General features: G+C 64.4%; 22 protein-coding genes and 1 tRNA gene. 17 read left to right on the forward strand and 6 right to left on the reverse strand.

The genetic code is table 11. The annotated features are described in order from the left end of the window. Positions 1–50: 50 nt before the first annotated feature. A complete protein-coding gene (locus PMO31116_RS22060) occupies positions 51–1,757 on the forward strand; it encodes an ATP-dependent nuclease (RefSeq protein WP_150568581.1) in 1,707 nt (568 codons plus the stop codon). A gap of 164 nt (positions 1,758–1,921) precedes the next feature. Here the strand turns inward: PMO31116_RS22060 and PMO31116_RS22065 are convergent. Further along, positions 1,922–2,011: transfer RNA gene (locus PMO31116_RS22065), tRNA-Ser, on the reverse strand. 315 nt (positions 2,012–2,326) lie between these two features. Between PMO31116_RS22065 and PMO31116_RS22070 the strand changes: the two genes are divergently transcribed. Beyond that, positions 2,327–4,060: an acyl-CoA synthetase gene (locus PMO31116_RS22070; RefSeq protein WP_150568582.1), complete on the forward strand. Its 1,734-nt coding sequence runs from the start codon at positions 2,327–2,329 to the stop codon at positions 4,058–4,060. Between the two features lie 18 nt (positions 4,061–4,078). Here PMO31116_RS22070 and hemW read toward each other — a convergent pair whose 3' ends face one another. From hemW to rph, 3 genes are read right to left on the reverse strand one after another with little or no spacing between them, the layout of a single operon-like run. After that, the gene (hemW, locus tag PMO31116_RS22075; protein WP_023595424.1) at positions 4,079–5,299 is read right to left on the reverse strand and encodes a radical SAM family heme chaperone HemW; all 1,221 of its coding nucleotides are present in this window, start codon (positions 5,297–5,299) and stop codon (positions 4,079–4,081) included. Between the two features lie 5 nt (positions 5,300–5,304). Beyond that, positions 5,305–5,922, reverse strand: coding sequence for an RdgB/HAM1 family non-canonical purine NTP pyrophosphatase (rdgB, locus tag PMO31116_RS22080; RefSeq protein ID WP_023595425.1), 618 nt, complete (start codon positions 5,920–5,922; stop codon positions 5,305–5,307). A 2-nt stretch (positions 5,923–5,924) separates the two neighbouring features. Continuing rightward, entirely contained in the window at positions 5,925–6,653 is a 729-nt protein-coding gene (gene rph, locus PMO31116_RS22085) for a ribonuclease PH (protein WP_150568583.1), read from the reverse strand. Positions 6,654–6,865: 212 nt separating this feature from the next. Between rph and PMO31116_RS22090 the strand changes: the two genes are divergently transcribed. The 4 genes from PMO31116_RS22090 to PMO31116_RS22105 all read left to right on the forward strand — a co-directional run bounded on the left by PMO31116_RS22090 (position 6,866) and on the right by PMO31116_RS22105 (position 11,259). Beyond that, positions 6,866–7,795, forward strand: a complete 930-nt coding sequence (locus PMO31116_RS22090) for a YicC/YloC family endoribonuclease (protein WP_023595427.1) — start codon at positions 6,866–6,868, stop codon at positions 7,793–7,795. Between the two features lie 5 nt (positions 7,796–7,800). Next, complete coding sequence (gene gmk / locus PMO31116_RS22095; RefSeq protein ID WP_150568584.1) at positions 7,801–8,478, forward strand: guanylate kinase; 678 nt, start codon at positions 7,801–7,803, stop codon at positions 8,476–8,478. A 90-nt stretch (positions 8,479–8,568) separates the two neighbouring features. Further along, positions 8,569–8,775, forward strand: a complete 207-nt coding sequence (rpoZ, locus tag PMO31116_RS22100; RefSeq protein WP_023595429.1) for a DNA-directed RNA polymerase subunit omega — start codon at positions 8,569–8,571, stop codon at positions 8,773–8,775. A gap of 60 nt (positions 8,776–8,835) precedes the next feature. Continuing rightward, positions 8,836–11,259 (forward strand): RelA/SpoT family protein, encoded by a 2,424-nt coding sequence (locus tag PMO31116_RS22105; protein ID WP_150568585.1) that lies wholly within the window; start codon positions 8,836–8,838, stop codon positions 11,257–11,259. Positions 11,260–11,272: 13 nt separating this feature from the next. On the opposite strand, the gene greB is transcribed toward PMO31116_RS22105, so the two are convergent. Then, positions 11,273–11,836: a transcription elongation factor GreB gene (gene greB / locus PMO31116_RS22110; protein WP_023595431.1), complete on the reverse strand. Its 564-nt coding sequence runs from the start codon at positions 11,834–11,836 to the stop codon at positions 11,273–11,275. Between the two features lie 188 nt (positions 11,837–12,024). Here greB and PMO31116_RS22115 point away from each other — a divergent pair, with 188 nt between their 5' ends. Beyond that, positions 12,025–12,924, forward strand: coding sequence for a pirin family protein (locus PMO31116_RS22115; RefSeq protein ID WP_150568586.1), 900 nt, complete (start codon positions 12,025–12,027; stop codon positions 12,922–12,924). Between the two features lie 102 nt (positions 12,925–13,026). Here the strand turns inward: PMO31116_RS22115 and PMO31116_RS22120 are convergent, their stop codons facing one another. Then, complete coding sequence (locus tag PMO31116_RS22120) at positions 13,027–15,567, reverse strand: cation:proton antiporter domain-containing protein (RefSeq protein ID WP_150568587.1); 2,541 nt, start codon at positions 15,565–15,567, stop codon at positions 13,027–13,029. Between the two features lie 193 nt (positions 15,568–15,760). Here PMO31116_RS22120 and trxA point away from each other — a divergent pair, with 193 nt between their 5' ends. From trxA to kdpC, 10 genes are all read left to right on the forward strand, one after another. Beyond that, the gene (trxA, locus tag PMO31116_RS22125; protein WP_150568620.1) at positions 15,761–16,612 is read left to right on the forward strand and encodes a thioredoxin; all 852 of its coding nucleotides are present in this window, start codon (positions 15,761–15,763) and stop codon (positions 16,610–16,612) included. A gap of 70 nt (positions 16,613–16,682) precedes the next feature. Continuing rightward, complete coding sequence (locus PMO31116_RS22130) at positions 16,683–17,060, forward strand: cupin domain-containing protein (RefSeq protein ID WP_150568588.1); 378 nt, start codon at positions 16,683–16,685, stop codon at positions 17,058–17,060. After that, positions 17,057–17,644, forward strand: coding sequence for a P-loop nucleotide/nucleoside kinase family protein (locus tag PMO31116_RS22135; protein WP_150568589.1), 588 nt, complete (start codon positions 17,057–17,059; stop codon positions 17,642–17,644). Before PMO31116_RS22130 ends, PMO31116_RS22135 begins: the two co-directional genes overlap by 4 nt. A 136-nt stretch (positions 17,645–17,780) precedes the next feature. Further along, complete coding sequence (locus PMO31116_RS22140; RefSeq protein WP_150568590.1) at positions 17,781–18,884, forward strand: amino acid ABC transporter substrate-binding protein; 1,104 nt, start codon at positions 17,781–17,783, stop codon at positions 18,882–18,884. A 102-nt stretch (positions 18,885–18,986) separates the two neighbouring features. Continuing rightward, a complete protein-coding gene (locus PMO31116_RS24175; RefSeq protein WP_246185434.1) occupies positions 18,987–19,364 on the forward strand; it encodes a type 2 periplasmic-binding domain-containing protein in 378 nt (125 codons plus the stop codon). Beyond that, complete coding sequence (locus PMO31116_RS24180) at positions 19,365–19,988, forward strand: transporter substrate-binding domain-containing protein (protein WP_343038639.1); 624 nt, start codon at positions 19,365–19,367, stop codon at positions 19,986–19,988. 355 nt (positions 19,989–20,343) lie between these two features. Further along, complete coding sequence (kdpF, locus tag PMO31116_RS22150) at positions 20,344–20,436, forward strand: K(+)-transporting ATPase subunit F (RefSeq protein ID WP_063504882.1); 93 nt, start codon at positions 20,344–20,346, stop codon at positions 20,434–20,436. Beyond that, a complete protein-coding gene (kdpA, locus tag PMO31116_RS22155) occupies positions 20,433–22,238 on the forward strand; it encodes a potassium-transporting ATPase subunit KdpA (RefSeq protein WP_150568591.1) in 1,806 nt (601 codons plus the stop codon). Before kdpF ends, kdpA begins: the two co-directional genes overlap by 4 nt. A gap of 28 nt (positions 22,239–22,266) precedes the next feature. Then, positions 22,267–24,393 (forward strand): potassium-transporting ATPase subunit KdpB, encoded by a 2,127-nt coding sequence (kdpB, locus tag PMO31116_RS22160; protein ID WP_150568592.1) that lies wholly within the window; start codon positions 22,267–22,269, stop codon positions 24,391–24,393. A gap of 62 nt (positions 24,394–24,455) precedes the next feature. Next, positions 24,456–25,046, forward strand: coding sequence for a potassium-transporting ATPase subunit KdpC (gene kdpC, locus PMO31116_RS22165; protein ID WP_150568593.1), 591 nt, complete (start codon positions 24,456–24,458; stop codon positions 25,044–25,046). The last annotated feature ends 91 nt before the right edge of the window (positions 25,047–25,137 follow it).

The raw sequence follows: 25,137 nt of genomic DNA on the forward strand, positions 1-25,137 counted from the left end.
CTCCTGCCGCTTTCCAGGAGTTGGTTTAAAGGGACTTTGCTAGAAGCCCATTGGCCCTATTGAAGGGGGCAGGTCAGTTTAATCCTATCATTGGATACAATAATTCTGGGAAGTCTAATGTTTTGCGTGCAATTAATTGGCTGCTTAGAAAGTCGGTTTTGACAGAGCACGCTTTCCATAATGCCGAATTGCCCGTCACTGTTGAAGGACTCATATCAAATGTTGATCTGACGTTGCTTCCTGAAAATCAGCGAGCCAGTCTGGGTAGGTACTTGGATAATGGAAGGTTGAGATTTAGGCGGCGTCAAGACACTCCCGTCACTACTGCAGCTCAGATCCGGGTAGATGTCTTCGATGGGGGGGCGGGCGAGTGGGTTGTAAATCCAACTGGCCTTGATAACGCAATCGGTGTTCTTTTTCCCGAACCTTTATACATCGAGGCAATGGACGACGCTGCTGTTGATGTTGGGCGTTTTGCGGCCAGGAATACAATAGGTTTACTACTTAAATTTTGCGTCGATCAAATTCGTGCGAACAATGCTCAGGCTTTGCAGGCGGTGGTCTCTGATATCAACGCACTGAGCGGGCATCTTTCCGGTGGTGGGCGAATTCGCGAGCTAAACACGCTTGAAGCTGATGCAACGAGCGCAGTGGCTGATTTTTTTCCGGGACTTTCGTTGCACCTAAATATTGAGCCTCCGTCGCTCGAGGATCTGGTTAAGTCAGCCACGATCTCGTTATCCGACGATGCTGGGGGGAGTCGTCCATTTGCGTCATTTGGTCACGGTGCACAGCGATCTGTTCAGATGGCACTTATTAAGCTTCTTGCATCACAGATTCATCAGCAGCGGGCAAATGGAGCAACAACGGTTCTTCTTATTGATGAGCCAGAGTTGTATTTGCATCCACAGGCAATTGAAGTTCTTCGAGAATCGCTCAAGGCATTATCGGCTCAAAATTTTCAAGTGATCTTTTCCACTCACTCGCCGTTATTGATTGGTAACGATGTTCTCAGTACAAGCGTGGTTTATAAGGCGCAGCCTGAGGGATCGGTCGTGCGAAACAAGCTAAGCACCGCTGCGCAGGCTATTGCCCAACATCCGCACCAAGCGCAAGTAATATTTGCGCTTCAACATGCCACCTACCTGATGTTCTCGGAGAAGGTGTTGATCGTTGAGGGAAAGACGGAGATGATGGTCATCCCTCCTATGTACAAGGTGGTGTCTAGACGTACGTTGGGCCAGGGGAGAGTTTGCTTGATTGAAGCCAGCGGTAGCGGTTCTGTCGCGCCGATGATCCGCGTTCTCAGGGAGGTGGGGTTCGCTCCCAAAGCTGTGGTTGATCTGGACTACATGTTTAAGACTGCACCACAGTCGGGCTTCATTAGTGATCAGGATCCGGATTTCGTATCTTGCCGAGATTGGTTTGTGGCTAATGCGGTGGCCAACAATTTCACGTTGGGAACCGATAATTTCCCGGCAAAGAGAGATGTTCAAGGGAATTTGTGTGTGGTTACCCCCGAGCACGCGTTCGCAATGCTTGCCCAAGCCAGGTCAGTCGAGATTGCTCGACTTGCACAACAACTTCGGGGTCACAACATATGGGTTTGGGAGATGGGCGCGATCGAGGCTCATCTTGGCCTCGTAGCGAAGAACGACGCAAGGCGTTTGGCGTTTATTTCTATGATGGAGATGAATGCAAACCTCGATCACTCTGCCGACGCCCAGAACCTAACGAACTTCATAAACTGGATCTAGCGACCGGACCCCGCGCGGACGGAGTTGGGAATTTCCGCCCCGTCGGCGTGCAATGGTTGGGCTACCCGGTGTGAAAATCGCGCTTTTTGCGGAGCGCCCCAGAAAAAATTGCGGAGCACTGTCGGCGAAGGTCAGTAACCACTACCGTGAAAACCAAGAAATTCTGGCGGAGGCGGTGAGATTCGAACTCACGGAAGGGTTACCCCTTCGCTGGTTTTCAAGACCAGTCCATTAAACCACTCTGGCACGCCTCCGAGGCGTTGCGCACGACGGGCTGTCGCGGCACAGGCGCCGTCCGACGGGACGGCTGGGGATGCGTGCGGTCCGGGAAGATTCGGCGTCGGGTGCCCAACGCAGACCGGTACCGCACGGCAGCCGGCATTATACCCGCTCATCACGTCGTGTGAAGCTACCTTCTCACCGAAATCACCTCGCACCCCGCTCAAATCCTAGTGTTTCCCCCGGACACCCCTTGTTTTGTCCGCCTCCGGCATGCATCATGCTTGAAGACGTGCGGTGAACGCCCTTCGCGTTCCCGTGCGAGGCCAGACATGACCCGGAGACAGCGCATGGATGCCGACACCTCCCGCGCCCACGCCAAAGAGACGTCGAATGACGCCAGCGGTGAACGCGCGACCGACGGGCAAACTGCCCAGACCGCACAGCCTTTCGCGTGGCAGATTCCCACGCTCTACAACATCGGCGTCGACGTATGCGACAAGTGGGCCGATGGCACGAATCGCCTGGCCCTCATCCACGAAAGCGCCGACGGCTCGCACGTGCGCCTCACGTTCGATACCCTCAGGCAACTCTCGAATCAACTCGCCAACGAATGGCGCGCCAACGGCGTCAAGACCGGTGACCGCATCGGCATCTTCCTGCCACAGTCGCCCGCCACGCTCGTCGCCCACGTTGCCGCCTACAAGCTCGGCGCCATCGCCGTGCCGCTCTTCACGCTTTTCGGTCCCGAAGCGCTGGCCTATCGGCTACAGAACTCCGGCGCAACCGTGCTCGTGACCGACCTCGCGAGCGTCGGCAAGATCGACGACATCCGCGCCGAATTGCCCGATCTGCGCCTGGTCTATGTCGTGCACGACGACCTTCCCGAAGCGCACCATCACGTGACGGACGACCAGGACTGGGGCGTGGCCGAAGACGGCCTGCTCGCGCTCTGGCCGGCCATCGCCTCGCGTGACGCGCAATTCGAACCCGTCCAGACCCGAGCCGACGCGCCGGCGCTGATCATCTACACCTCCGGCACGACCGGCAAGCCCAAGGGCGCACTGCACGCGCATCGGGTCCTGCTCGGCCACCTGCCCGGCGTCGAAACGTCGCACAACGGGTTTCCTCAGGCGGGCGACCTCATCTGGACGCCCGCCGACTGGGCCTGGATCGGCGGACTGCTCGACGTGCTGCTGCCCGCGCTGCACCATGGCGTTCCGGTGCTCTCGCGCCGCTTCGAGAAGTTCGATCCCGTCGCCGCCTTCGACCTCATGGCGCGCCACGGTGTGCGCAACACGTTCCTCCCGCCCACGGCGCTCAAGATGCTGCGCACCGTGGCGTCGCCGCGCGAGCACTGGCCCCTGCAACTGCGCTCGGTCGCCAGCGGCGGCGAGTCGCTCGGCCCTGAACTGCTGGCCTGGGGGCGCGAGCATCTCGGCGTCGAGATCAACGAGTTCTACGGCCAGACGGAATGCAACATGGTGGTGTCGTCGTGCGCAGCGGAATTCCCGGCGCTGCCCGGCGCCATCGGACGCGCAGTCCGCGGCCACGACGTCACCATCGTCGACGACGACGGCAAGCCGCTGCCCGTTGGCGCCGTCGGCAACATCGCGATCGCACGACCCAACCCGGTCATGTTCCTCGGCTACTGGCACAACCCCGACGCCACGATGGAAAAGTATCGCGGCGACTACCTGCTCACAGGCGATTCGGGTTTCGTCGACGAACAGGGATACATCACCTTCACCGGGCGCTCGGACGACGTGATCACCAGCGCCGGATATCGGATCGGCCCAGGGCCGATCGAGGACTGCCTGATCCGGCATCCGTCGGTGCAGTTCGCCGCCGTGATCGGCGAGCCCGACGCGCTTCGCACGGAAATCGTGAAGGCCTTCATCGTGCTGCGCGAAGGCTACGGGCCGTCCGACACGCTCGCCAGGGAAATCCAGGACTTCGTGAAGCACCGCCTCGCGGCGCACGAATACCCGCGCAAGGTCGTCTTCCTGCCGGAGCTGCCGATGACCGTCACCGGCAAGATCATTCGAAAGGCATTGCGGGAGATGAGGACGGCGCCGGGTTGATTCCGGCGCCGACGAGGATCACGCCGGGTCGCGATCGAGGAACATGCCCTGCAGGTCGTTCAGGAAACGCTGTCCGAGCTCGGTCGGCGCGATGCGCTGCGGATCGTCGACGATCAATCCCTTCGCGACCGCCTCGCTCAGCGCCTTCGCGATGCGCGCCATCGGCAGCCCGGTGCGATCGGCGAACAGCTCGCTCTTCACGCCGTCGGTCAGCCGTAACGCGTTGAGCATGAACTCGAAGGGCAGGTCGCGCGCGTCGACCTCCCGTTCTTCCTGAATCGCATTGCCGGCGGCCGCCGCTTCCATGAACCGCTGAGGATGCTTGTGCCGGATCTGGCGCAACACGCGGTGCGGGAACGAGATTTTGCTGTGCGCCCCCGCGCCGATGCCGAGATAATCGCCGAATTCCCAGTAATTCACGTTGTGCTTCGCGCGCCGATGCGCTCGCGCATAGGCCGACACCTCATAGTGCCCGTAGCCGGCCGCGGCCGTGCGCTCGGCGATCCAGTCCTGCATGTCCGCGGCGGTGTCGTCGTCGGGCACGGTCGGCGGATACTTGTGGAATTGTGTATTCGGCTCGAGCGTCAGGTGATAGAGCGACAGATGCGGCGGCGCGAACGAGAGCGCTGTCTCCACATCCTGCCGACACTGCGCCAGCGTCTGGTTCGGCAGCGCGAACATCAGATCGAGGTTGAAGTTCTCGAAGTTCGCCTGCGCGATCTCGATGGCGTGGCGCGCTTCGTCGCCGTCGTGAATGCGCCCGAGCGCCTTCAGATGCTCGCTGTTGAAGCTCTGGATACCGATCGACAGGCGATTGACGCCGCTTGCGCGAAAGCTGCGGAACTTGTCCGCCTCGAACGTGCCGGGATTCGCCTCCATCGTGATTTCGGCGTCGGCGTCGAGCGGGAGCAGGGCGCGCAGGTCCGAGAGCAGCCGGTCGAGGCCGGCGGCCGAGAGCAGGCTCGGTGTGCCCCCGCCGATAAAGACGGTGTGCACCGGACGTCCCCACACCAGCGGCAGCGCCTGCTCCAGATCCTGGCGCAGGGCGTCGAGATAGGCTTGCTCCGGAAACGCCTGCGCACCCCCGTCGCCGCGCCATTCATGCGAGTTGAAATCGCAATACGGACACTTGCGCACGCACCACGGAAAATGCACGTACAACGACATCGGCGGCAATGCCGGAAGACTGATCTGGCCGGGTCGCAGGAAGGTCTGCACGGGCAACGTGGAGTGACTCATACCGCTTACGCCTCCCGGCCCAGCTTCTCGAGCAGCACGCGCAGGGCGCGGGCACGATGGCTATGGGCGTTTTTCACGGCGGGGTCGAGTTCGGCGGCGGTCTGATCCAGCGAGCGAATGAGGAAGTGCGGGTCGTAGCCGAAACCGTGCGCGCCGCGTGGCGTGTCGACAATCTCGCCGTCCCAGCGCCCCTCGGCAATGATCGGCTGCGGGTCGTTCGCGTGACGCACGAGCACCAGTGCAGCGAAGTAATACGCGTCGCGATAGCCGGGCGTGTCCGCGTGCGGGGCGAGTTGCTCGATCAGGTGACGATTGTTCGCGGCGTCGGATTTCTCGCGCCCGGCGCGAGCCGCATAACGCGCGGAATACACGCCGGGCGCACCGCCCAGAATCGGCACGCACAGGCCGGAGTCGTCGGCCAGCGCGGGCAGGCCGGTCGCCGCGGACGCGTGACGAGCCTTCGCGAGCGCGTTTTCGATGAAGGTGACGTGCGGCTCCTCCGCCTCGGAAACGCCGAGCATGCCCTGCGGAATCAGCTCGATACCCAGCGGCTCGAACAACGACGCGAACTCGCGCAGCTTGCCCGGGTTGTTCGACGCCAGCACGATCTTCTGCATCGCCATCGTCAGGCTCCCAGCGCGCGCTTCTGCGCGTCGATCAACTGACGAATGCCGGCGTCGGCCAGATCGAGCAGGGCGTTGCTCTGCGCGCGCGTGAAGGGCTCGCCCTCGGCCGTTCCCTGGATTTCGACGAAGCCGCCTTCGCTCGTCATGATGACGTTCATGTCGGTGTCGCAGGCGGAGTCTTCCGCGTAGTTCAGGTCCAGCACCGGGTGCCCCTGGTACAAACCGACCGACACGGCGGCGACGTGCGCGCGAATGGGCGACGATTCGAGCTTGCCCTCGGCAACGAGTTTCGAGACGGCGTCATGCGCCGCCACGAAGGCGCCGGTGATCGACGCGCAACGTGTGCCGCCGTCGGCCTGGATCACGTCGCAATCGATCTGGAGGGTGCGCGGGCCGAACTTCTCGAGATCGAACACGGCGCGCAGCGAGCGGCCAATCAGGCGCTGGATTTCCTGTGTGCGTCCGCTTTGCTTGCCGCGTGCGGCCTCACGGTCGCCGCGCGTGTGCGTGGCGCGCGGCAACATGCCGTACTCCGCGGTGAGCCAGCCCTGTCCGGAGTCGCGCAGGAATCCCGGCACTTTCTCTTCCACGCTGGCCGTGCAGATGACCTTCGTCTCGCCACATTCGATGAGCACCGAGCCTTCGGCGTAGCGGGTGTATTGGCGGGTGATGCGCACGGGGCGCAATGCGTCGAGCGCACGGCCGTCCGGTCGGGTGATGGGCGTCATGTGTGGGTGTCCTGCGAGGTGAATGGATGCGGCAATACCCGAATGGTATCGCTAAACGCCGCAACCTTGGCGGCACGCGCCGCCGCCGCGCGCCGATTCCTGAGCGAAGGGCCGGAAAATGCGATAATCGCGTTTCATCCATTGCATGCGAATCCGGTCGCCGCCCTGCCCCGTTGAGAATCCCTCGCGCGGCCGTGGCACCGGTCACCCCGATGAAAGACAACAACATCTACAGTATGACCGGCTACGCCAGCGTCACGCGCGACATTGCGCATGCCGATGGAGCCGCAGGCGCGAGCGTGTCGGTCGAATTGCGCACGGTCAACTCGCGCTTTCTCGATCTGGCATTTCGCATGCCCGAGGAAGCGCGTGCGTGCGAGCCCGTGCTGCGCGAATCGCTCACCGCCAAGCTCTCGCGCGGCAAGGTCGACATCCGCATCAACGTGCAGCGTCCCGAGAGCGGCACGAGCGGCGCGCTCAACCTCGACGCCGTGAAGCAACTCGCCGATCTCGAGCAACAGGTGCTCAAGCTTTTCCCGGATGCGGAGCGCATGCGCACCGGCGAAATCCTCCGCTGGCCCGGGGTGCTCGGTGAGGAGTCGGTGACGGCCGAAGCGCTGCGCGACGCCGTAATCGATGCCGGGCGCGCCGCCATCGGCGAGCTCGTCGAAGTGCGCAGGCGCGAAGGCGCCCAGCTCAAGGTCAGCCTGATCGAGCGCATCGAGAAAATGGAGACGATTCTCGTCGACCTCCAGCCGATGGTGCCCGATTTGATCGCGCGTCACCAGCAGAAGATCGTCGATCGCTTGCAGGAAGCGCTGGGCGTCGTGGTGCCGGAAGGATCGGCCGCGCCCGGCAAGGACGAAATCGCCGAGCGCATCCGTCAGGAAGTGACCATGTACGGCGTGCGCATCGACGTCGCGGAAGAACTCACGCGGCTCGACGCTCACCTGAAGGAAACCCGTCATGTTCTCGAGAAGGGGGGACTGGTCGGAAAACGGCTCGACTTCATGATGCAGGAGCTCAATCGCGAAGCGAATACGCTCGGCTCGAAGGCGGCCTCGAAGGAACTCGCCGATGCGTCGATGGAGCTCAAGCTCTACATCGAGCAGATGCGAGAGCAAGTGCAGAATCTGGAGTAACCCGCATGTCCTCGCCATCCCAAGCCCCGCAAACCCCGATGCACGCCGTGTATCCCGGCAACCTGTTCATGGTGGTCGCTCCGTCCGGCGCGGGCAAGTCGACACTCGTAAACGCGCTGCTCGCGCAGGACGGCGAAGTTCGCCTGTCGATCTCGTGCACGACGCGTGCACCGCGTGCGAACGAGGAAGAGGGCGTGCATTACAACTTCATTTCCGTCGAACAGTTTCTCGAACGTCGCAAGCGCGGCGAGTTTCTCGAAAGCGCGGAAGTGCATGGCAATTATTACGGCACGTCGCGCGTGTGGATCGAAGACCAGATGCGCGAAGGCCGCGACGTGCTGCTGGAGATCGATTGGCAGGGCGCGCAGCAGGTGCGCAAGCGCTTCTCGAACGCGGTGGGCATCTTCATTTTGCCGCCGTCGATCGCCGCGCTCGAGGAGCGCCTGAAAAAGCGCGGCACCGACGAGCCCAACGTGATCGCGCGACGCCTGCTCGCCGCCGGCGGCGAGATCGCCCACGCGCCCGAAGCGGACTTCATCATCATCAACGACGACTTCCAGCGCGCGCTCGCACAGTTGCAGTCGGTATTCACTGCGACACGACTGCGTTTCCCGTCGCAATATGCGCGGCATAAGACACTGTTCACCGACCTGGACATCCACGCACCGAACGAGCCCCAGTAACCCCGTCGCAATCACCGGCGGCGCTAGCGTTTTGCGCGGGTGTGCGCCGGCTGCGATAGAATACGGACTATATCTAGAAGGAACCTCCCTATGGCCCGAATTACCGTTGAAGACTGCCTGAAAAAGATCCCGAATCGCTTCGAGCTGGCGCTCGCCGCGACGTACCGCGCCCGCCAACTGGCGCAGGGTCATACGCCCAAGCTCGAGAACAACAAGGACAAGCCGACCGTTGTCGCGCTGCGTGAAATCGCGGCGGGTCAGGTCGGCATCGAGATGCTCAAGAAAGTGCCGGTCTGATCGGGAGACTGCACTGATGCGATGTGACGTTCCGGGCCGCTCGACGATGCAGGTACACGTATGAGTCATGCGAAATCTCCGGCCGCGTCCATCGCTGCGGATGAACCCAAAGCGGGGGAGCCGAAGCCCGAACGCAAGAAAAAGAAGGGCGAAAGCGCCACGCGGCAGTACATCGACGCGCTGCTCGAGCAGTCGTATCGGCACCTTTTTGGTCCGACGGCCACGCCCGAACAGCCGCGCAAGCACGAGGTCGTCTCGATCGCCCGTCTGAAGGGCATGCTTGGGGAATACCTCAAGGAGAGCGACCTCGCGCAGATCAAGGAGGCATTCCAGTTCAGCGATGAAGCCCACCTGGGCCAGTATCGCCAGAGCGGACAGCCTTACATTACCCATCCCGTCGCCGTTGCCGAAATTTGTGCCGAGTGGAAGCTCGATGCGCAATCGATCATGGCAGCGCTGTTGCATGACGTGATGGAAGACCAGGGCGTGACGAAGGCCGAACTCGCCGAGCGATTCGGGCCGAAGGTCGCGGAGCTGGTCGACGGTCTGTCGAAACTCGACAAGATGGAGTTTCGCAGCCGGGAAGAGGCGCAGGCCGAAAGCTTTCGCAAGATGCTGCTGGCGATGTCGCGCGACGTTCGCGTGATCCTCGTCAAGCTCGCCGATCGGCTGCACAACATGCGCACGCTGGGCGTGACCTCGACGGAGAAGCAGCGCCGCGTGGCGCGCGAAACGCTCGACATCTACGCGCCCATCGCCCACCGTCTGGGCCTGAACAATACCTATCGCGAGCTGCAGGACCTTAGCTTCGCGAACTACTACCCGCGTCGCTACGCCGTGCTCGACAAGGCCGTGAAGGCCGCGCGCGGCAACCGGCGCGAGGTCGTGAGCAAGATTCTCGACGCCGTCGAAAAAGCCCTGAAGGACGGCGGCGTGAGCGCCGATGTCTTCGGCCGCGAGAAGACGCTCTTCAGCATCTACAACAAGATGCAGGAAAAGCAGCTGTCTTTCTCGCAGGTGCTGGATGTCTACGGTTTCCGTGTCGTGGTTGAGTCCAACGCGCAGTGTTACCTGGCGCTGGGCGTGTTGCACGCCCTTTACAAGCCTGTGCCGGGCAAGTTCAAGGACTATATCGCCATCCCCAAGGTCAACGGCTACCAGTCGCTGCATACCACGCTGGTCGGCCCGTTCGGAACCCCCATCGAGTTCCAGATTCGCACGCGCCGCATGCACGAGATCGCGGAAGCGGGCGTGGCGGCGCATTGGCTGTACAAGAACGGCGGCGCCGACATGAACGATGTGCAGAAGCACGCGCATCAATGGCTGCAGTCGCTGCTCGACATTCAGAGCGAGACGGGCGATTCCACGGAGTTCCTCGAGCACGTCAAGGTCGACCTGTTCCCTGACGCCGTCTACGTCTTCACGCCCAAGGCGCGCATCATGGCGCTGCCGCGCGGCGCCACGGCACTCGACTTCGCCTACGCCGTGCACAGCGATCTGGGCAACCAGTGCGTGGCCGTGAAGATCAACAACGAGTTGCTGCCGCTGCGCACGGAGCTCAAGAACGGCGATATCGTGGAAGTCATCACGGCGCCCTATTCGAAGCCGAACCCGGTGTGGCTCGGCTTCGTGCGCACCGGAAAGGCGCGCTCGGCCATTCGGCATTACCTCAAGACGATGCGCTTTGCCGAGTCGGTGCAGCTCGGCGAACGCCTGGTCGAGCAGGCGCTCAAGGGGTACGGTCTGACGATGGCCGAGATCAGCGCCGAGATCTGGGACAAGCTCGCGCAGTGGACGGGCAACAAGGATCGACAGGACATCTTTGCCGACATCGGTCTCGGACGCCGTGTGGCCGCCGTGCTCGCCAAGCGCCTCGCGGTGCTCTCGTCGGGCAAGGAAAGCGAGAACGACGCGGATAGCCCGGACGATCCGGATTCGCCCCGCAACGGCGAGGAGACCGTCGGGCCGCCGGTGCTTATTACCGGCACGGAAGGGATGTCGGTGCAGTTCTCGTCATGCTGTCGTCCGATTCCGGGCGACGCCATCATGGGCTACATCGGCATCGGGCTGGGCATGGCGATTCATACGACCGAATGCCCGGTGGCGCGCCGCATCCATCGCAAGGACCCCACGCGGTGGATCGACGTCGCCTGGGCGCCTCAGCCTGGCCGCCTGTTCGACGTGGGCATCAAGGTGCTGGTGCGTCACAACCGCGGCGTGTTTTCGCGGGTCGCGGCCGATATCACGGCGTCGGACGCCAACATCGTGCATATCGGAATGGACGAAGTGGTGCCCGACGAATCCGCCACGCTGCGATTCCTCATCCAGGTCAGCGACCGGGTGCATCTGGCCAACGTGATGCGGCGCGTGCGCGTGAACCCGGACGTCATGCGCGTGGCACGCGAGCGGCCGAGCGAGCGTCACCAGGAAGAGGTGCGAGCCAATCACGCCATGCGCATCACGCGCGAGCGCGGCGACTACTGATCGGCGGCGGTCGTCACTCCGACGGCGGCGGATAGCGCACGTCGAGAATCTCGATCTGGTCGAGTCCGGCCGGCGTGCGAAGCGGCACGGTGTCGCCGACCTTCGCCTTGGTGATGGCGCGGGCGATCGGCGAAATCCAACTCACGTGACCCCGTTCGAGATCGACCTCGTCGATGCCGACGATCATGATCGTGTGCTCGTCTCCCTTGCCGTCGGCGTACGTAACTTCCGCGCCGAAGAACACCTGGTCGACATTCTCCTGGCGACGCGTGTCCACCACTTCGGCGTTGTCCAGCCGACGTGTCAGGAAGCGGATGCGCCGGTCGATTTCCCGCAGGCGCCGCTTGCCGTAGATGTAATCGCCATTTTCCGAGCGGTCGCCGTTGGACGCCGCCCAGGACACGATCTTCACCACCTCCGGGCGCTGATTGTCGATGAGGTCGAGCAACTCGTCCTTCAGACGGCGGTAGCCCGTCGGCGTGATGTAGTTCTTGGTGCCCGGTGGAATCGGCGGTGCGCCGGCGTCGAGATCGTCGTCGTCGTCGCCGGTGTCTTCCTTGACGAAGGCCTTGTTCATAAGCGGATGCACGCGTCATGCGTGCGGGTAATGTCATGGGATCCCTGCATTATAGGATCGATGGGCGCGGCGCATGTGCGCAGCATGCGCCGCGTCGCGGCAATCATGCGCAGGTGTCATGGAGCCGGCCCGCAATGTCCTCTACAATCGCTTCACCCAGTCCCCCAAGACCGCAGGAGAAATGCGCCATGACCGATTCCACGAGTCCCTTCCTTGCCGTACTCAAGCCACACCTGAGCGACATCGGCGCCTTCACCGTGCAGCGCAGCCTGCCGAGCCTGCCGTTCAAGACGGTCGGGCCGTTTATCTTTTTCGATCACATGGGGCCGGCCACGCTTGCACCGGGGCAGGGCATGGACGTTCGCCCGCATCCGCACATCGGGCTGGCCACTGTCACGTATCTTTTCGATGGCGAAATCTGGCACCGCGACAGTCTCGGCAGCGATCAACGCATCACACCGGGCGCCGTGAACTGGATGACCGCCGGGCGTGGCATCGTGCATTCCGAGCGCACCCCGGATGACGTGCGCCAGCGCGGTGGCAACGTGCACGGCATCCAGACATGGGTGGCACTGCCGCAAGCCGATGAAGAGGCCGAACCCACGTTCGCGCACCACGAGGCGTCGTCGCTGCCCGACATCTTTCTGCCGGGCGTGCACATGCGTCTGATTCTGGGGACGGCCTTCGGTGAGACGTCGCCGGTGAAGGTGTTTTCGCCGATCTTCTACCTGGCCGTCGACATGGCTCCCTGTGCCGCGTTCGTGCTGCCGCCCGAGTATGCCGAGCGCGCGGTCTATACCGTCGAGGGCGAAGTGACGGTCAACGATGAAGTGCTGCCCGAGCAGCGCATGGGCGTACTCGCGCCCGGTACCGACGCGCGCATCGTGGCTGGCGATCGACCGGCGCGCCTGATGTTGCTCGGCGGTGCGCCCCTCGACGGCGATCGCTTCATCTTCTGGAACTTCGTGTCATCGAGCCGTGAGCGGATCGAACAGGCCAAGGCCGCATGGACGGCCCAGCAGATGGGCAAGGTCCCGGGCGAGACGGAGTGGATTCCGCTGCCCGAGCGCAAGCCTGCGGCATCCTGAGGCTTCCCGAAGCGTCCCGAAGCTGCCTAAGGCTTGCCGCGGGCGCGCATCGAATCGTCCAGGCGTTTTTTCATTGCGGTGCTCGCGCGGCCGGTGCGCACATCACGCACTTAGCACGATCACCGAACAGCGGCGCTCTTCGAGAAGGCGGTGCGAGACGGCGCCGAAGTTCAGGCGATCGCCGAAACGCGGCTGCACGCCGAGCACGAGCAGATTGTGTTTGCCGTGGTGAATCTGGTGCAGCACGGCGTCGTCGACCTTGCCGCCCGCGAGCAGACGCGTGCGCAGTTTCACACCATTTCGCTTAGCGAGCGCGTGCAGATTCTCGAGCATGGCCGCCTCCGCGGCGTCCGGGCGCAACACGCGGGGCCGCCAGCGCCGATGCAGCATGCCCGGCGCCACTCGCGCCGAGACGTGCAGGGCGGTCACCGGTGCGTTGGCGGCCCGCGCCAACGTGATCGCGAGTTCGGCGGCATGCCGCGAGTAGTCCGTGCCCGAGACCGGCACGAGGATGTTGAGCGGCGCATCGGGCTTGCGTGCGTGGTCGCCGTGGGCGAGCACGATGCCGATGGCGCCGTCGAACGCCTTGGTGAGCGGCAGCACGCCCGTGGGCAACGGCAATGGCGGGACATCGGAATCCGACTCTTGTCCCGGCGTGTCGAATCCGGTGATGACGAAGCCGTAACCCTTGGCGATTTCGTCCGAGATGCGCGCGGCCTCGTGGCTGAGGTCCGGCTGTGCCGCCGCCTCCTCGCGCACCGCGTCCGCCGGGTCGCTCGCGACGAATTCACCGGTCTCGCTGGCCTCGCTCACGCGCTTGTCGTCATGCGCTTCACCAACCGGTTCGTGTTTCGGCACGTCTGCCGACTTGCCACGGCGGCTGGCGTCGCCAGCGTTCCCGTCGCCGGCCTGGCCGTCTTCGCTTTCCTTGACGGGGCCGTGGGGCAGGTCCGGCGTCTTCGGCGGGGCCTTGCCGGTGCGCTCACGTAGCACGAGGCGAGCCGCCTCGCGCGACGGATTGGCGCCGGTGTCATCCTTGACGCCGGGGGTCCCCGGTGCGCGGGGGATAGCGATTTGCGCAGCGGCCAATGCGATGTCGTAGGCGTCACGACCGGCGCCTTCCTCGTCGGCACCGATCGCCGACTTGTCCTTCGCCGGTCGCGCGGGCGAGCGCGCCGGTGCGTCGACTTCGCGGTCGGCCTTGGCGCCGTCCGAGGGCGCCGGCGACGGGGCGAGCACAGTGGTGAGCGTGCCGCGCACCCCGGCCGTCAGTCCGGCGAGCCACGCGGCGAAGCGTCCATTGGCGCTGCCGTCGACGGCGGCCAGAATGCGCTCGACATTCGGCAGGAAGTCCTTTTCCTCCGCCGCCTCCTTCTCGAGTCGCGCCTTCTCCTGCGCCGAGAGCGGAATGCGCACCAGCGCGCGTCGCAGCACCGGCGGCATGATGAGCGTGGTGATGAGCGCCATGATGACGATCATCGTGAACAGATCCTTGCTGAGCACGCCAAGCGAGAGGCCGATGCTCGCCACGATGATCTCGGTGGAGCCGCGCGCGTTCATGCCGGTGGCCAACGCGAGTGCTTCGGCCGAGGACATGCCGCCAAGGCGCCCGCCCGCAAAACAGCCGGTGAACTTGCCGATGCTCGCGATCAGAATCAGCCCCGCAACGAGCCCGAGCATGCGCCAGTCGAGCAGAATCGTCAGGTCGACGGAGAGTCCCGCCACGCCGAAGAACACCGGGGCGAACAGAGCGACGATCAGACCGCGCAACTGCGTTTCGATCTGCTCGGAGAGAATCGGGGACTGCCCGATCATCACGCCGGCCATGAACGCGCCGAGCGCGGTGTGCACGCCCAGGCGGTCGGTGGCAAGCGCGAGCACGAAGGTGATCACGAGAATCGCGCTGAGTACCGGCATCTCGATGGTGAAGCGGTCGTTCGTCCAGCGAATCGCCACAGCCACCGCGCGTTTGCCGACGGTGAAACACAGCACGATGAACAACAGCGTGCCGCCCAGGCTGAACGCCAGGTGTCCGAGGTCGATCGTGCCGCTGGCGCCCAGGCCGGCGATAGCTGCAATGATGATCCACCCGGTGGTGTCGTCGAGAATGGCCGCCGCGAGAATGATCTGTCCGATGTTGCGGCGCAGGTAGTCGACCTCGCGGATGACCATCGCCACGACCTTGACGGATGAGATCGACAGCGCGGTGCCGAGGAACAACGACGTGACGAGACGCGCCTCGGGATGTGGCAGCAAACTGTCGGGCAGGTGCCAGCCGAGCGCGAAGCCGCAGGCGAACGGGATCAACATGCCGCCCGCCGAGGCGAAAATCGCCATGCGCTTCATGCGCCGGACCAGCCCCAGATCGGTCTCGAGCCCCGTGGAGAGCAGCAGCAACAGCACGCCCAGCTCGGAGACGGCATCGAGCATCTTCTTCTGGGTGTCGCTGTCAGGAAAGATGGCATGCTGCCACTCGGGCAGCAGCGCGCCGAAGATCGACGGGCCGAGCAATACGCCCGCGAGCAGCTGTCCCATGACCGCCGGCTGGCGCAGGCGCTGCATGAGCTCGCCGAGCAAGCGGCCGACGAGTACGAGCAAAAGCAGTTGGGTGAAAAAAATTGCCGTGCCGTGGCCTGCGTGCATGTGCCTCCTTGCGTGTCGTGAACCCCGCCGGCGACCTGCGGCCGGAGCGGGAACCCGGAGCGCTGAAGCGCGTCCGTAACGATATGCCCAGTTTTGCGATTACCATGCGCTAATCTGACGGCCGTTTGCCATGCGTCTTTTCATGCCTAACGGTTGTCGTTCATGCAATTTACCACGCTCGACAGACCCTATGATCGATACCAATCTCGCCAGTTTCGACGCCGACGTGCTGGCCGTCTCGCATCAGGTGCCCGTGCTGGCCGACTTCTGGGCGCCGTGGTGCGGCCCGTGCAACGTGCTCGGGCCGTTGCTCGAGAAGCTCGAGGCCGAAGCGCAGGGGCGTATCCGTCTTGTGAAGATCAATGCCGACGAGAACGCGCAGCTTTGCGCGGAATACGGCGTGCGTAGCCTGCCGACGGTGGTGGCCTTTGTCGACGGCGAACCCGTCGACCAGTTCGTCGGGGCGCTGCCGGAAGGGCAGCTTCGCGAGTTCATCGACCGCATCGTGCCGAACCCGGCCGACATGGCCCGTCGCGTGGCGCGCGATGCGTTGGCCGAGGGCAGGCCGGAGGTGGCGCGCGATGCATTGCAGGCTGCGCTGGCGCTCGACCCCGCGCACGACGACGTGCGTCTCGATCTGGTCGACGTGCTGCTCCGCATGGGCGACGCGGGGGCCGCGCGCGCCGAGCTCGCGTTGCTTTCGCCGCGTACGGCCGCGAGCGGCGACGCCCGGATCGCGGCACTCGCCACGCGCATCGCGGCAGCCGAGCAGGCCAGCCATCTGCCACCCGCGCCGGCGCTGCTCGCGCGGGTGCAAAGCGAGCCGGACAACCTTCAGGCGCGGCTCGATCTCGCAAATCGCTATCTGGCGGATCGTGCGTACGAGCCGGCGCTGCAGGCGCTGCTCGACCTGGTACAGCGCGATCGCTCGTTCGGTGACGATGCGGCACGCAAGTCGATGTTGGCCATCTTCGATGCGCTCGCCGAGACGGACCCGGCCACCGTGTCGGCATGGCGGCGTAAGCTGAGCGCCGCGCTCAACTGATGCGTCCGGCGTTTCGACGTCCGCCGCTCCCGTGCCTGGCACTTTGTCGTTTCGCGAATTGGGTATACCGATGACAGCACCTTCGCTTATCACTTTCGCTCCCGCCCAGGCGGGGGATGCCATCTTCGATCACCCCGCCGAGGCGCGCCGCGTGCGGGGCAATCCGCAGCGTGTGACGCGGCCGTTCTATACCGACGCGCTCGGCGAATTCGATTGCGGCGAATGGACGTGCGAGCCCGGTGCCTGGCGCATCGCGTTCGGTGCGCATCGCCAGGAATTCTTCTCGGTCATCGAAGGCCGGATTCGTATCAGCGACCTCGACGGCAACGCGGCGGAGTTCGGCCCGGGCGACGCCTGCGTGATTCCGGCCGGCTTCGAGGGCGTGTTCGAGGTGCTCGAGCCGGTACGCAAGCACTTTGTGATGTTCGAGCGCAAGGCGGCCGCATGACTCGCCTCATCTTTTTCTGCGGCCATGCCGGGGCGGGAAAGACCACGCTCGCCAAGCGTCTGATCCGACCGCTCATCGCGCGCAGCGGCGAGGCGTTCTGCCTGCTCGACAAGGATACCCTTTACGGCGCCTACAGCGCCGCGGTCATGGGGGCGCTCACCGGCAATCCGAACGATCGCGACAGCCCGCTCTACCTGGAGACCCTTCGCGAGCCGGAATACGCCGGTTTGCTGGAGACCGCCCGGGAGAACTTGCGACTCGGTGTGAACGTGCTCGTCGTGGGGCCGCTCTCGCGCGAACTGCGCGAAGGACTGCTGTTCGACCGCGGCTGGCTCGGCGTGGACGACGACGTGGGCGTGCACGTGGTGTGGGTCGATCTTGACGAGGCGCGCGCGAAGGCCCGTATCGAAAGCCGGGGAAATCCGAACGACGCCTACAAGCTCGAGCATTGGGAGGAGTATCGTTTGCGGCGCTTTCTGCCCCCGGCGGCGGCATTCCCCGGCCTGGTCCGTTTCGACAACACCGCCCCCACGCCGGAGGACGACGAACAACTGTTGCAGTCGCTGTTGGCGCACACGCGTTGATCGCCGCTGCGCGGCTGATGGCATGCGCAAAGTGAGTTAGTCGGGAATTGTCCGAAAAGTCGCGCGTGGCGGACGGGCGGGTGGGGGGACGTTGCTAAGGTGTGGGCACTTTCCCCTTCAGGTGTCTGCGTCGACCATGTCCCTGCCGCCTTGTCTGCTTTTCCTCTCGCCCTGCCTCTCGCGCTTCCTTCCGCCCGGCTCCGCGTCGTCGAGCGTTTTGCGTCGCGTCGCCCGTATTGCGCGCGTGTCTCGCTTTGGCCTTGCCCGGCGGCGTCTTCTGGCCGCGGGGCTGGCCATGGCCACGCTGGTGGCACACGCCGGTGAACCCACGCTGCCGGGAATGCCGAGGTTGCCCCGTCCGACCGGGGAGATGGCGGCGCGATGGCCCGGGGAGACCTCGATGCCGGACGCCGTCGCCGACAGCCCGACCCTGTCGCGTATTGCCCAGCGCGAACGCATCGTGCTGGGGTATCGCCAGGCGGCGGTGCCTTTCTCGTATGTGGACGCGCAGGACGCTCCGACCGGGCTCGCATGGGCACTTTGCGCACGCATCGTGGTCGCGTTGCAGCGCTCGATGAATCTGCCCGCGTTGCGTATCACGCCGGTACGCGTCATCGAGCAGATGCGTGCACCGATGGTCAAGGGCGAGGCGATCGACATCGACTGTGCACCGTCGACGGTCACGGCCGAGCGTTCTCGGCAGGTGGCGTTCAGCCTGCCGTACTATGCCACCGACGTTCGGCTGCTGGTGCGCCGGGGTAGCGGCATCGACGGCATCGCGCAGCTTCGCGGGCTGCGTCTCGCGGTGGTGCAGGGCACGACCGCCGAACGACTCGTGCGCGCGCGGCATGCCCGGTCCGGGTTCCAACTGTTGATGGCGCGCGATTACGACGACGCATTTCGCATGCTCGACGCGCACCGCGCTCAGGCACTGGCTCTGGATGAGGTGTTGCTCGAAGGCTTGCGCGCGACGAGCAAGACGCCGGATGCGTTCGAGGTCGTCGGGCCGCCGCTCGCGGACCGGCCTGAGCGTTACGCCCTGGTACTTCCGAACGACGATCCCGTGTTCAAGGCCCAGGTCGATGCCGCGCTGGCACAGATGTTCCGCAACGGCGACATGGCGCGTCTGCAAACGACCTGGCTTCAGACCCGCGTACCGCCGCATGGTCACGAGATCCATGTCGACCCGTCGGAGGACGTACTCGCCCTCTGGCAGGAGGGCGGTGATCGCGCCGAGTAATGGCCCGGCAGGCGCGCATAAGCTAATGACAAACGCTTCTTTGTCTCGCATCAGCGATATCTGTAAATTCCTATCGTGCTGTCAATTTGATAGGAATTTGCTGTGAACGGTTTCAACGAAGTCAACAACTGGATGGCTGGGCCCAAACGGCTCGTCGCGGGCTTGTCGCTGTCGATCGCGGCTTTGGGCATCGCTTTGGGGGCGATGTCGGCGGCCTCGGCCGCCACCCCGGCCAACCCCGCCAAAGCGAACGCGTCAGTGGTGCCGCTGCCCTCGGTGAACGGTGAACTGACCGGCACCCTCAAGAAAATTCACGATACCGGCTTGATTACGCTTGGCTATCGTGAAGCGGCGATTCCGTTTGCCTACGTCACTGACAAGGGCAAGCCGGTCGGGTACGCGATGGACCTCTGCCATGCGGTGGTCGATGCGGTGAAGTCGGCGCTCAACATGCCGAATCTGCGTGTGCGCGAGATGTAGATCACGCCGCAGAACCGAATTCCGCTCGTCAAGAACGGCACGGTCGATCTGGACTGCGCACCGAACACCATCACGCCGGAGCGTGCCGAGCAGGTCGGCTTCAGCCATCCCTACTACGTGTCGGAAGTGCGGTTGCTGGTCAATGCGAAAGACAACATCCGTTCGCTGGAAGACCTCAAGGGGCAGAACCTCGTGGCGTCGGCTGGCTCGACTGGCGAGCGTCTGGCGCGCATGCAGGCCGACAAGATCGGCTACCGCGTGATTCCGGCCCGCGACCACGGCGAGTCGATGCTCACGCTCGAGACAGGGCGTGCCAAGGCGTTCGCGCTCGACGACGTGCTCCTAGCGGGGTTCCGCGCCAACGCGCGCGACCCGGGGGCGCTCGCCATCGTGGGGGCGCCGCTGGAGACGGAGCTCAATGCGCTGATTCTGCGTCGCGACGATCCGCAGTTCAAGCGCTTTGTCGACACCACACTGGCGCATCTCTTCAGCTCGGGCGAAATTCGCCGGATTCAGCGAACGTGGTTCCAGCAACCGATCCCGCCGCGCAACGTGAATCTGAATCTTGAACCGAGCAAGGAAGTCCTGGAGGTCTGGCGCAAGGGGGCGCACGTGAGCGAGTAATGTCCGATGGACGTCGGTTCGACGCCGGTTCGATACCGGTGCGACCCTCGCTCGCCACCCATGTCAGTCCGGGCCGAAGCCCGCCGATAGCGATATCGGCGGGCTTTTTCTCGTCTGCCCGTGTTTACGCGCTGTTTACACCCCCTTTATCCCTTTTGTCCCCTTCTTTACGCGCCGATCCGTATCGTTCAGGGCACGGTCGGCATGCGCATGCAAGGGCGCGTCGCGCCCGTGGCGTGCCGGCCGCCACACGAAAGGGAATTGTCATGGACTGGATATATCTCGGCGTCCTGGGGGTGTTCGTCGCCACGACCGTCGGCTTTGTCGCGTTTTGCGCGTCGGTAGGAGGCAAGCAATGACAGCCATGTACTGGCTGAGCGGCGGACTGACGCTCGCGCTGCTCGCTTATCTCATTTACGCGCTGTTCAAGCCGGAGGACCTGGCATGACGCTCAACGCATGGATTCAGCTCGGCGTGTTCCTCGCCGTGCTGCTGGTGCTGGCGGGGCCGCTTGGCCGATTCATGGCCGACGTGCTTGCCGGCGAATCGCGCGTGAACCGCTGGTTCGCGCCGCTGGAGCGCGCGCTCTATCGACTGTGCGGGATCGATCCCGGCAAGGAAATGCACTGGCGGGCCTATGCCGTGGCGCTGCTCGGCTTCAACGCGCTCGGCGCTCTCGCCGTGTACGCGCTGCAGCGATGGCAGGTCTGGTTGCCGCTCAACCCGCAGGGGTTCGGCGCGGTGTCGCCCGACTCGTCGCTGAACACCGCCGTGAGTTTCGTGGCCAACACGAACTGGCAGGGCTACGTCGGCGAGTCGACGATGAGCTACCTCACGCAGATGCTTGGCCTGGCGGTGCAGAACTTCCTGTCGGCGGCCACGGGCATTGCCGTCGTCATCGCCCTGATTCGCGGATTCGCGCGTCATACGGCACAGACCATCGGCAATTTCTGGGTGGACATGACGCGCATCACGCTCTACATCCTGATACCGCTGTGCGTGGTGTTTGCCACCGCGTTGATGAGCCAGGGCGTCATCCAGAACTTCGACGCCTACAAGGATGTCACGACGCTGCAGGTCACTCACTACGACAACCCGGTGCTCGGCGCCGACGGTCAGCCGAAGACCGATGCCGCGGGCAAGCCGGTGACGGTGCCCGCGCTCACGCAGACGCAGACGTTGCCGATGGGCCCGGTGGCTTCGCAGGAAGCGATCAAGATGCTCGGCACCAACGGAGGCGGCTTCTTCAACGCGAACTCGGCGCACCCGTACGAGAACCCGACACCGTTGTCGAATTTCCTCGAAATCCTCGCCATCTTCCTGATTCCCGCGGCGCTGTGCCACACGTTCGGGCGCATGGTCGGCGATCGTCGTCAGGGGCTGGCGATTCTCGCGGCCATGACCATCGCTTTCTCGATCGCGACGGTCGCGACCGTCTCGGCCGAGCAGGCCGGCAATCCGGTGCTCACGCCGCTCGGTGTCGACCAGCAGGCCAGTGCCACCCAGGCGGGCGGCAACATGGAAGGGAAGGAAACGCGCTTCGGCATCGTCGCATCGGGCATTTTCGCCACGGTAACGACGGCTGCGTCGTGCGGCGCGGTCAACGCCATGCACGATTCGCTCACGCCGCTGGGCGGCCTCGTGCCGATGCTGCTGATGCAACTGGGCGAAGTGATCTTCGGCGGGGTGGGCTCGGGCCTGTACGGCATGCTCGTCTTCGCGATGCTCGCGGTCTTCGTGGCCGGCCTCATGATCGGCCGCACCCCGGAGTATCTGGGCAAGAAGATCGAGGCGTTCGAGATGAAGATGGTGGCCGTGGCCGTGCTCATGACGCCACTGCTCGTGCTGCTCGGCACCGCGCTCGCCGTGCTCTTGCCGATGGGGCAGGCCGGCGTGGCAAACCCGGGCACCCACGGCTTCTCCGAAATCCTCTACGCCTACAGCTCCGCCGCGAACAACAACGGCAGCGCGTTCGCGGGGCTGTCGGCCAACACGCCGTTCTACAACACCACGCTCGCCATTGCGATGTGGTTCGGCCGGTTCTGGGTGATCGTGCCGGTCCTGGCAATTGCAGGCGGGCTGGCTCGCAAGAAGCGTATCGCCGCAACGTCGGGCACGCTGCCCACGCATGGGCCGCTGTTCGTCGTGCTGCTACTGGGCACGGTGCTCCTGGTGGGCGCGCTCACCTACGTGCCGGCGCTCGCACTGGGTCCGGTCGCCGAACATCTGGCGATGATCGGTGCGCATTGAATATTGAAGCGAGGCATTCGAGGCACTCATGAATCAAACCTCAGGAAATACCGTCACCCGGCCGGTGGGCGAAGGGCATGCGTCGGCCGTGAAGTCGATGTTCGACCCCGCCATCGTCAAGCCGGCCATCGTCGACTCGTTCCGCAAGCTGCATCCGCTCACGCAGGCCAGGAACCCGGTGATGTTCGTGGTCTACGTCGGCAGCGTGCTTACCACGGTGCTCTTCGGCATGGCCCTGGCGGGCCACGCCGAGACGAGCGCGCCGTTCATCCTTGCGATCGCGCTGTGGCTGTGGTTCACGGTCTTGTTCGCGAACTTCGCCGAAGCGCTGGCCGAAGGGCGCAGCAAGGCACAGGCCGCGTCGCTGCGGCAGGCGAAGAAGAACGTGCCGGCCAAGCAATTGCGCGCCGCGCAACGCGACGCGCAGTGCCTGGTGATCGATAGTGCCAGCCTGCGTCGCGGCGACTTCGTGCTCGTCGAGGCCGGCGACGTGGTGCCTGCCGACGGTGAAGTGATCGAAGGCGTGGCTTCGGTCGACGAATCGGCGATCACCGGCGAATCCGCACCGGTCATCCGCGAATCGGGGGGGGACTTCTCGGCCGTGACCGGTGGCACGCGCGTGCTCTCCGACTGGATTGTCATGAAGGTGACGGTCAATCCCGGCGAGGCGTTTCTCGATCGCATGATCGCGATGGTGGAAGGGGCCAAGCGCAAGAAAACGCCGAACGAAATCGCGCTCACGATCTTGCTTGTCGCGCTCACGCTGGTGCTGCTGCTCGCCACGGCCACGCTGCTGCCTTACTCGATCTACAGCGTACTCGTCACGCACGCGGGACAGCCGGTGACGATCACTGTTCTCGTGGCATTGCTGGTGTGCCTGATCCCGACGACCATCGGCGGATTGCTCTCGGCCATTGGGGTGGCAGGCATGAGCCGCATGATGCAGGCCAACGTCATTGCCACGTCCGGCCGCGCTGTCGAGGCTGCGGGCGACGTGGACGTGCTGTTGCTCGACAAGACCGGCACGATTACGCTCGGCAATCGACAGGCCTCGCAGTTCGTGCCCGCGCCGGGCGTTGACGAGCGCGCGCTGGCCGACGCCGCGCAGCTCGCGTCGCTGGCCGACGAGACGCCGGAAGGCCGCAGCATCGCGGTGCTCGCCAAGCAGCGCTTCAATCTGCGCGAGCGCGAGATGAGTGGCCTCCATGCGTCGTTCATCCCGTTCTCCGCCCAAACGCGCATGAGCGGCGTTGACCTGGCCGATCGGCAGATTCGCAAGGGCGCAGCCGACGCCGTCAAGCGCTATGTGGAAGCGGCCGGCGGCGTGTGGCCCGCGGCGCTCGCCACGGCGGTCGACGACATCGCGCGTCGCGGCAGCACACCCCTGGTGGTGGCCGAACAGGACCCGCAGGGCACGCGTGCCCTCGGTGTGATCGAACTGAAGGACGTGGTCAAGGGCGGAATCAAGGAGCGTTTCGCGGAACTGCGTCAAATGGGCATCACGACCCTCATGGTGACGGGAGACAACCGTCTCACCGCCGCTGCCATCGCGGCTGAAGCCGGTGTCGACGACTTCCTCGCGGAAGCCACGCCGGAAGCGAAGCTCGAGACGATTCGCAAATACCAGGCCGAAGGCAAGCTGGTGGCCATGACAGGCGATGGCACGAACGATGCGCCGGCCCTCGCGCAGGCCGACGTGGCCGTGGCGATGAACTCGGGCACGCAGGCGGCAAAGGAAGCCGGCAACATGGTCGACCTGGATTCGAATCCGACCAAGCTCATTGAGATCGTCGAGATCGGCAAGCAGATGCTCATGACGCGCGGCAGTCTCACCACGTTCTCGATCGCCAACGACGTGGCGAAGTACTTCGCGATCATTCCGGCCGCGTTCGCCACGACGTATCCGCAGCTCGACGCGCTCAACGTGATGCGGCTTGCGAGCCCGTCGTCGGCCATCCTGTCCGCGGTGATCTTCAACGCGCTCATCATCGTGGTGCTGATTCCGCTCGCGCTAAAGGGCGTGAGATACCGCCCGCTTGGCGCCGCAACGCTGCTGCGCCGCAACCTCGTGATCTACGGTCTGGGCGGGATTCTGGTGCCGTTCGTCGGCATCAAGGCGATCGACATGTTCATCGCCGCGATGGGCTGGGCCTGATCTCGCGGCGCCCGGGCACGCGGTGCCCGGGCCACTTGCTCATACTTCAAGGAATCGATGTCATGAAAACCCTCTTGCGACCGATGTTGAGCCTGTTCGTGGTGCTCTCGGTCATCACGGGTCTGGTATATCCGCTCGTCGTCACCGGCATCGGCCGGGCGGCGTTCGCGCACGAAGCAGCCGGCAGCCTCGTCTTCGACGGGAGCGGCAAGGCCGTGGGCTCGTCGCTGATCGGCCAGAATTTCGACGAGCCGAAATACTTCTGGGGACGCCTGTCGGCCACGGCGCCTAACCCGGACAACGGCACGGCGTCCGGCGGGTCGAACTACGGTCCGCTCAATCCCGCCCTCGCCGACGCCGTCAAGGCGCGCATCGCCGCGCTGCGCGACGCCGATCCCGACGCCACATTGCCGGTGCCCGCCGATCTGGTGACGGCGTCGGCAAGCGGGCTCGACCCGGACATCAGCCCGGCCGCCGCCGCATATCAGATCGCGCGCGTGGCCAAGGCCCGTAACATGACGCCGGACGCCGTGCAGGCACTCGTGGCGCGTTGCACGTCGGGCCGCCAGTGGGGAATTTTCGGAGAGCCCCGGGTGAATGTTCTGAGACTCAACATGGCATTGGACGAGTCGGCGCACGGCGGCGTCCGATAAGCAGGCCGACGGCGGCCGCTGACCGGGAATCGCTGGTTTTGCCCGGTCGCCTGCGGTAGATTGGCGGTGCGCCTTTGGCTCGCCGCCTTTC

This window comes from Pandoraea morbifera, from assembly GCF_902459575.1.
In the GTDB taxonomy this organism is placed as follows: domain Bacteria; phylum Pseudomonadota; class Gammaproteobacteria; order Burkholderiales; family Burkholderiaceae; genus Pandoraea; species Pandoraea morbifera.

Excerpts from the sequence above, each read along its gene's own strand:
- PMO31116_RS22070 (WP_150568582.1), top strand. The coding sequence starts at position 2,327 with ATGGATGCCGACACCTCCCGCGCCCACGCCAAAGAGACGTCGAATGAC.
- hemW (WP_023595424.1), bottom strand. The coding sequence starts at position 5,299 with ATGAGTCACTCCACGTTGCCCGTGCAGACCTTCCTGCGACCCGGCCAG.
- rdgB (WP_023595425.1), bottom strand. The coding sequence starts at position 5,922 with ATGGCGATGCAGAAGATCGTGCTGGCGTCGAACAACCCGGGCAAGCTG.
- rph (WP_150568583.1), bottom strand. The coding sequence starts at position 6,653 with ATGACGCCCATCACCCGACCGGACGGCCGTGCGCTCGACGCATTGCGC.
- PMO31116_RS22090 (WP_023595427.1), top strand. The coding sequence starts at position 6,866 with ATGAAAGACAACAACATCTACAGTATGACCGGCTACGCCAGCGTCACG.
- gmk (WP_150568584.1), top strand. The coding sequence starts at position 7,801 with ATGTCCTCGCCATCCCAAGCCCCGCAAACCCCGATGCACGCCGTGTAT.
- rpoZ (WP_023595429.1), top strand. The coding sequence starts at position 8,569 with ATGGCCCGAATTACCGTTGAAGACTGCCTGAAAAAGATCCCGAATCGC.
- PMO31116_RS22105 (WP_150568585.1), top strand. The coding sequence starts at position 8,836 with ATGAGTCATGCGAAATCTCCGGCCGCGTCCATCGCTGCGGATGAACCC.
- greB (WP_023595431.1), bottom strand. The coding sequence starts at position 11,836 with ATGAACAAGGCCTTCGTCAAGGAAGACACCGGCGACGACGACGACGAT.
- PMO31116_RS22115 (WP_150568586.1), top strand. The coding sequence starts at position 12,025 with ATGACCGATTCCACGAGTCCCTTCCTTGCCGTACTCAAGCCACACCTG.
- PMO31116_RS22120 (WP_150568587.1), bottom strand. The coding sequence starts at position 15,567 with ATGCACGCAGGCCACGGCACGGCAATTTTTTTCACCCAACTGCTTTTG.
- PMO31116_RS22130 (WP_150568588.1), top strand. The coding sequence starts at position 16,683 with ATGACAGCACCTTCGCTTATCACTTTCGCTCCCGCCCAGGCGGGGGAT.
- PMO31116_RS22135 (WP_150568589.1), top strand. The coding sequence starts at position 17,057 with ATGACTCGCCTCATCTTTTTCTGCGGCCATGCCGGGGCGGGAAAGACC.
- PMO31116_RS22140 (WP_150568590.1), top strand. The coding sequence starts at position 17,781 with ATGTCCCTGCCGCCTTGTCTGCTTTTCCTCTCGCCCTGCCTCTCGCGC.
- kdpF (WP_063504882.1), top strand. The coding sequence starts at position 20,344 with ATGACAGCCATGTACTGGCTGAGCGGCGGACTGACGCTCGCGCTGCTC.
- kdpA (WP_150568591.1), top strand. The coding sequence starts at position 20,433 with ATGACGCTCAACGCATGGATTCAGCTCGGCGTGTTCCTCGCCGTGCTG.
- kdpB (WP_150568592.1), top strand. The coding sequence starts at position 22,267 with ATGAATCAAACCTCAGGAAATACCGTCACCCGGCCGGTGGGCGAAGGG.
- kdpC (WP_150568593.1), top strand. The coding sequence starts at position 24,456 with ATGAAAACCCTCTTGCGACCGATGTTGAGCCTGTTCGTGGTGCTCTCG.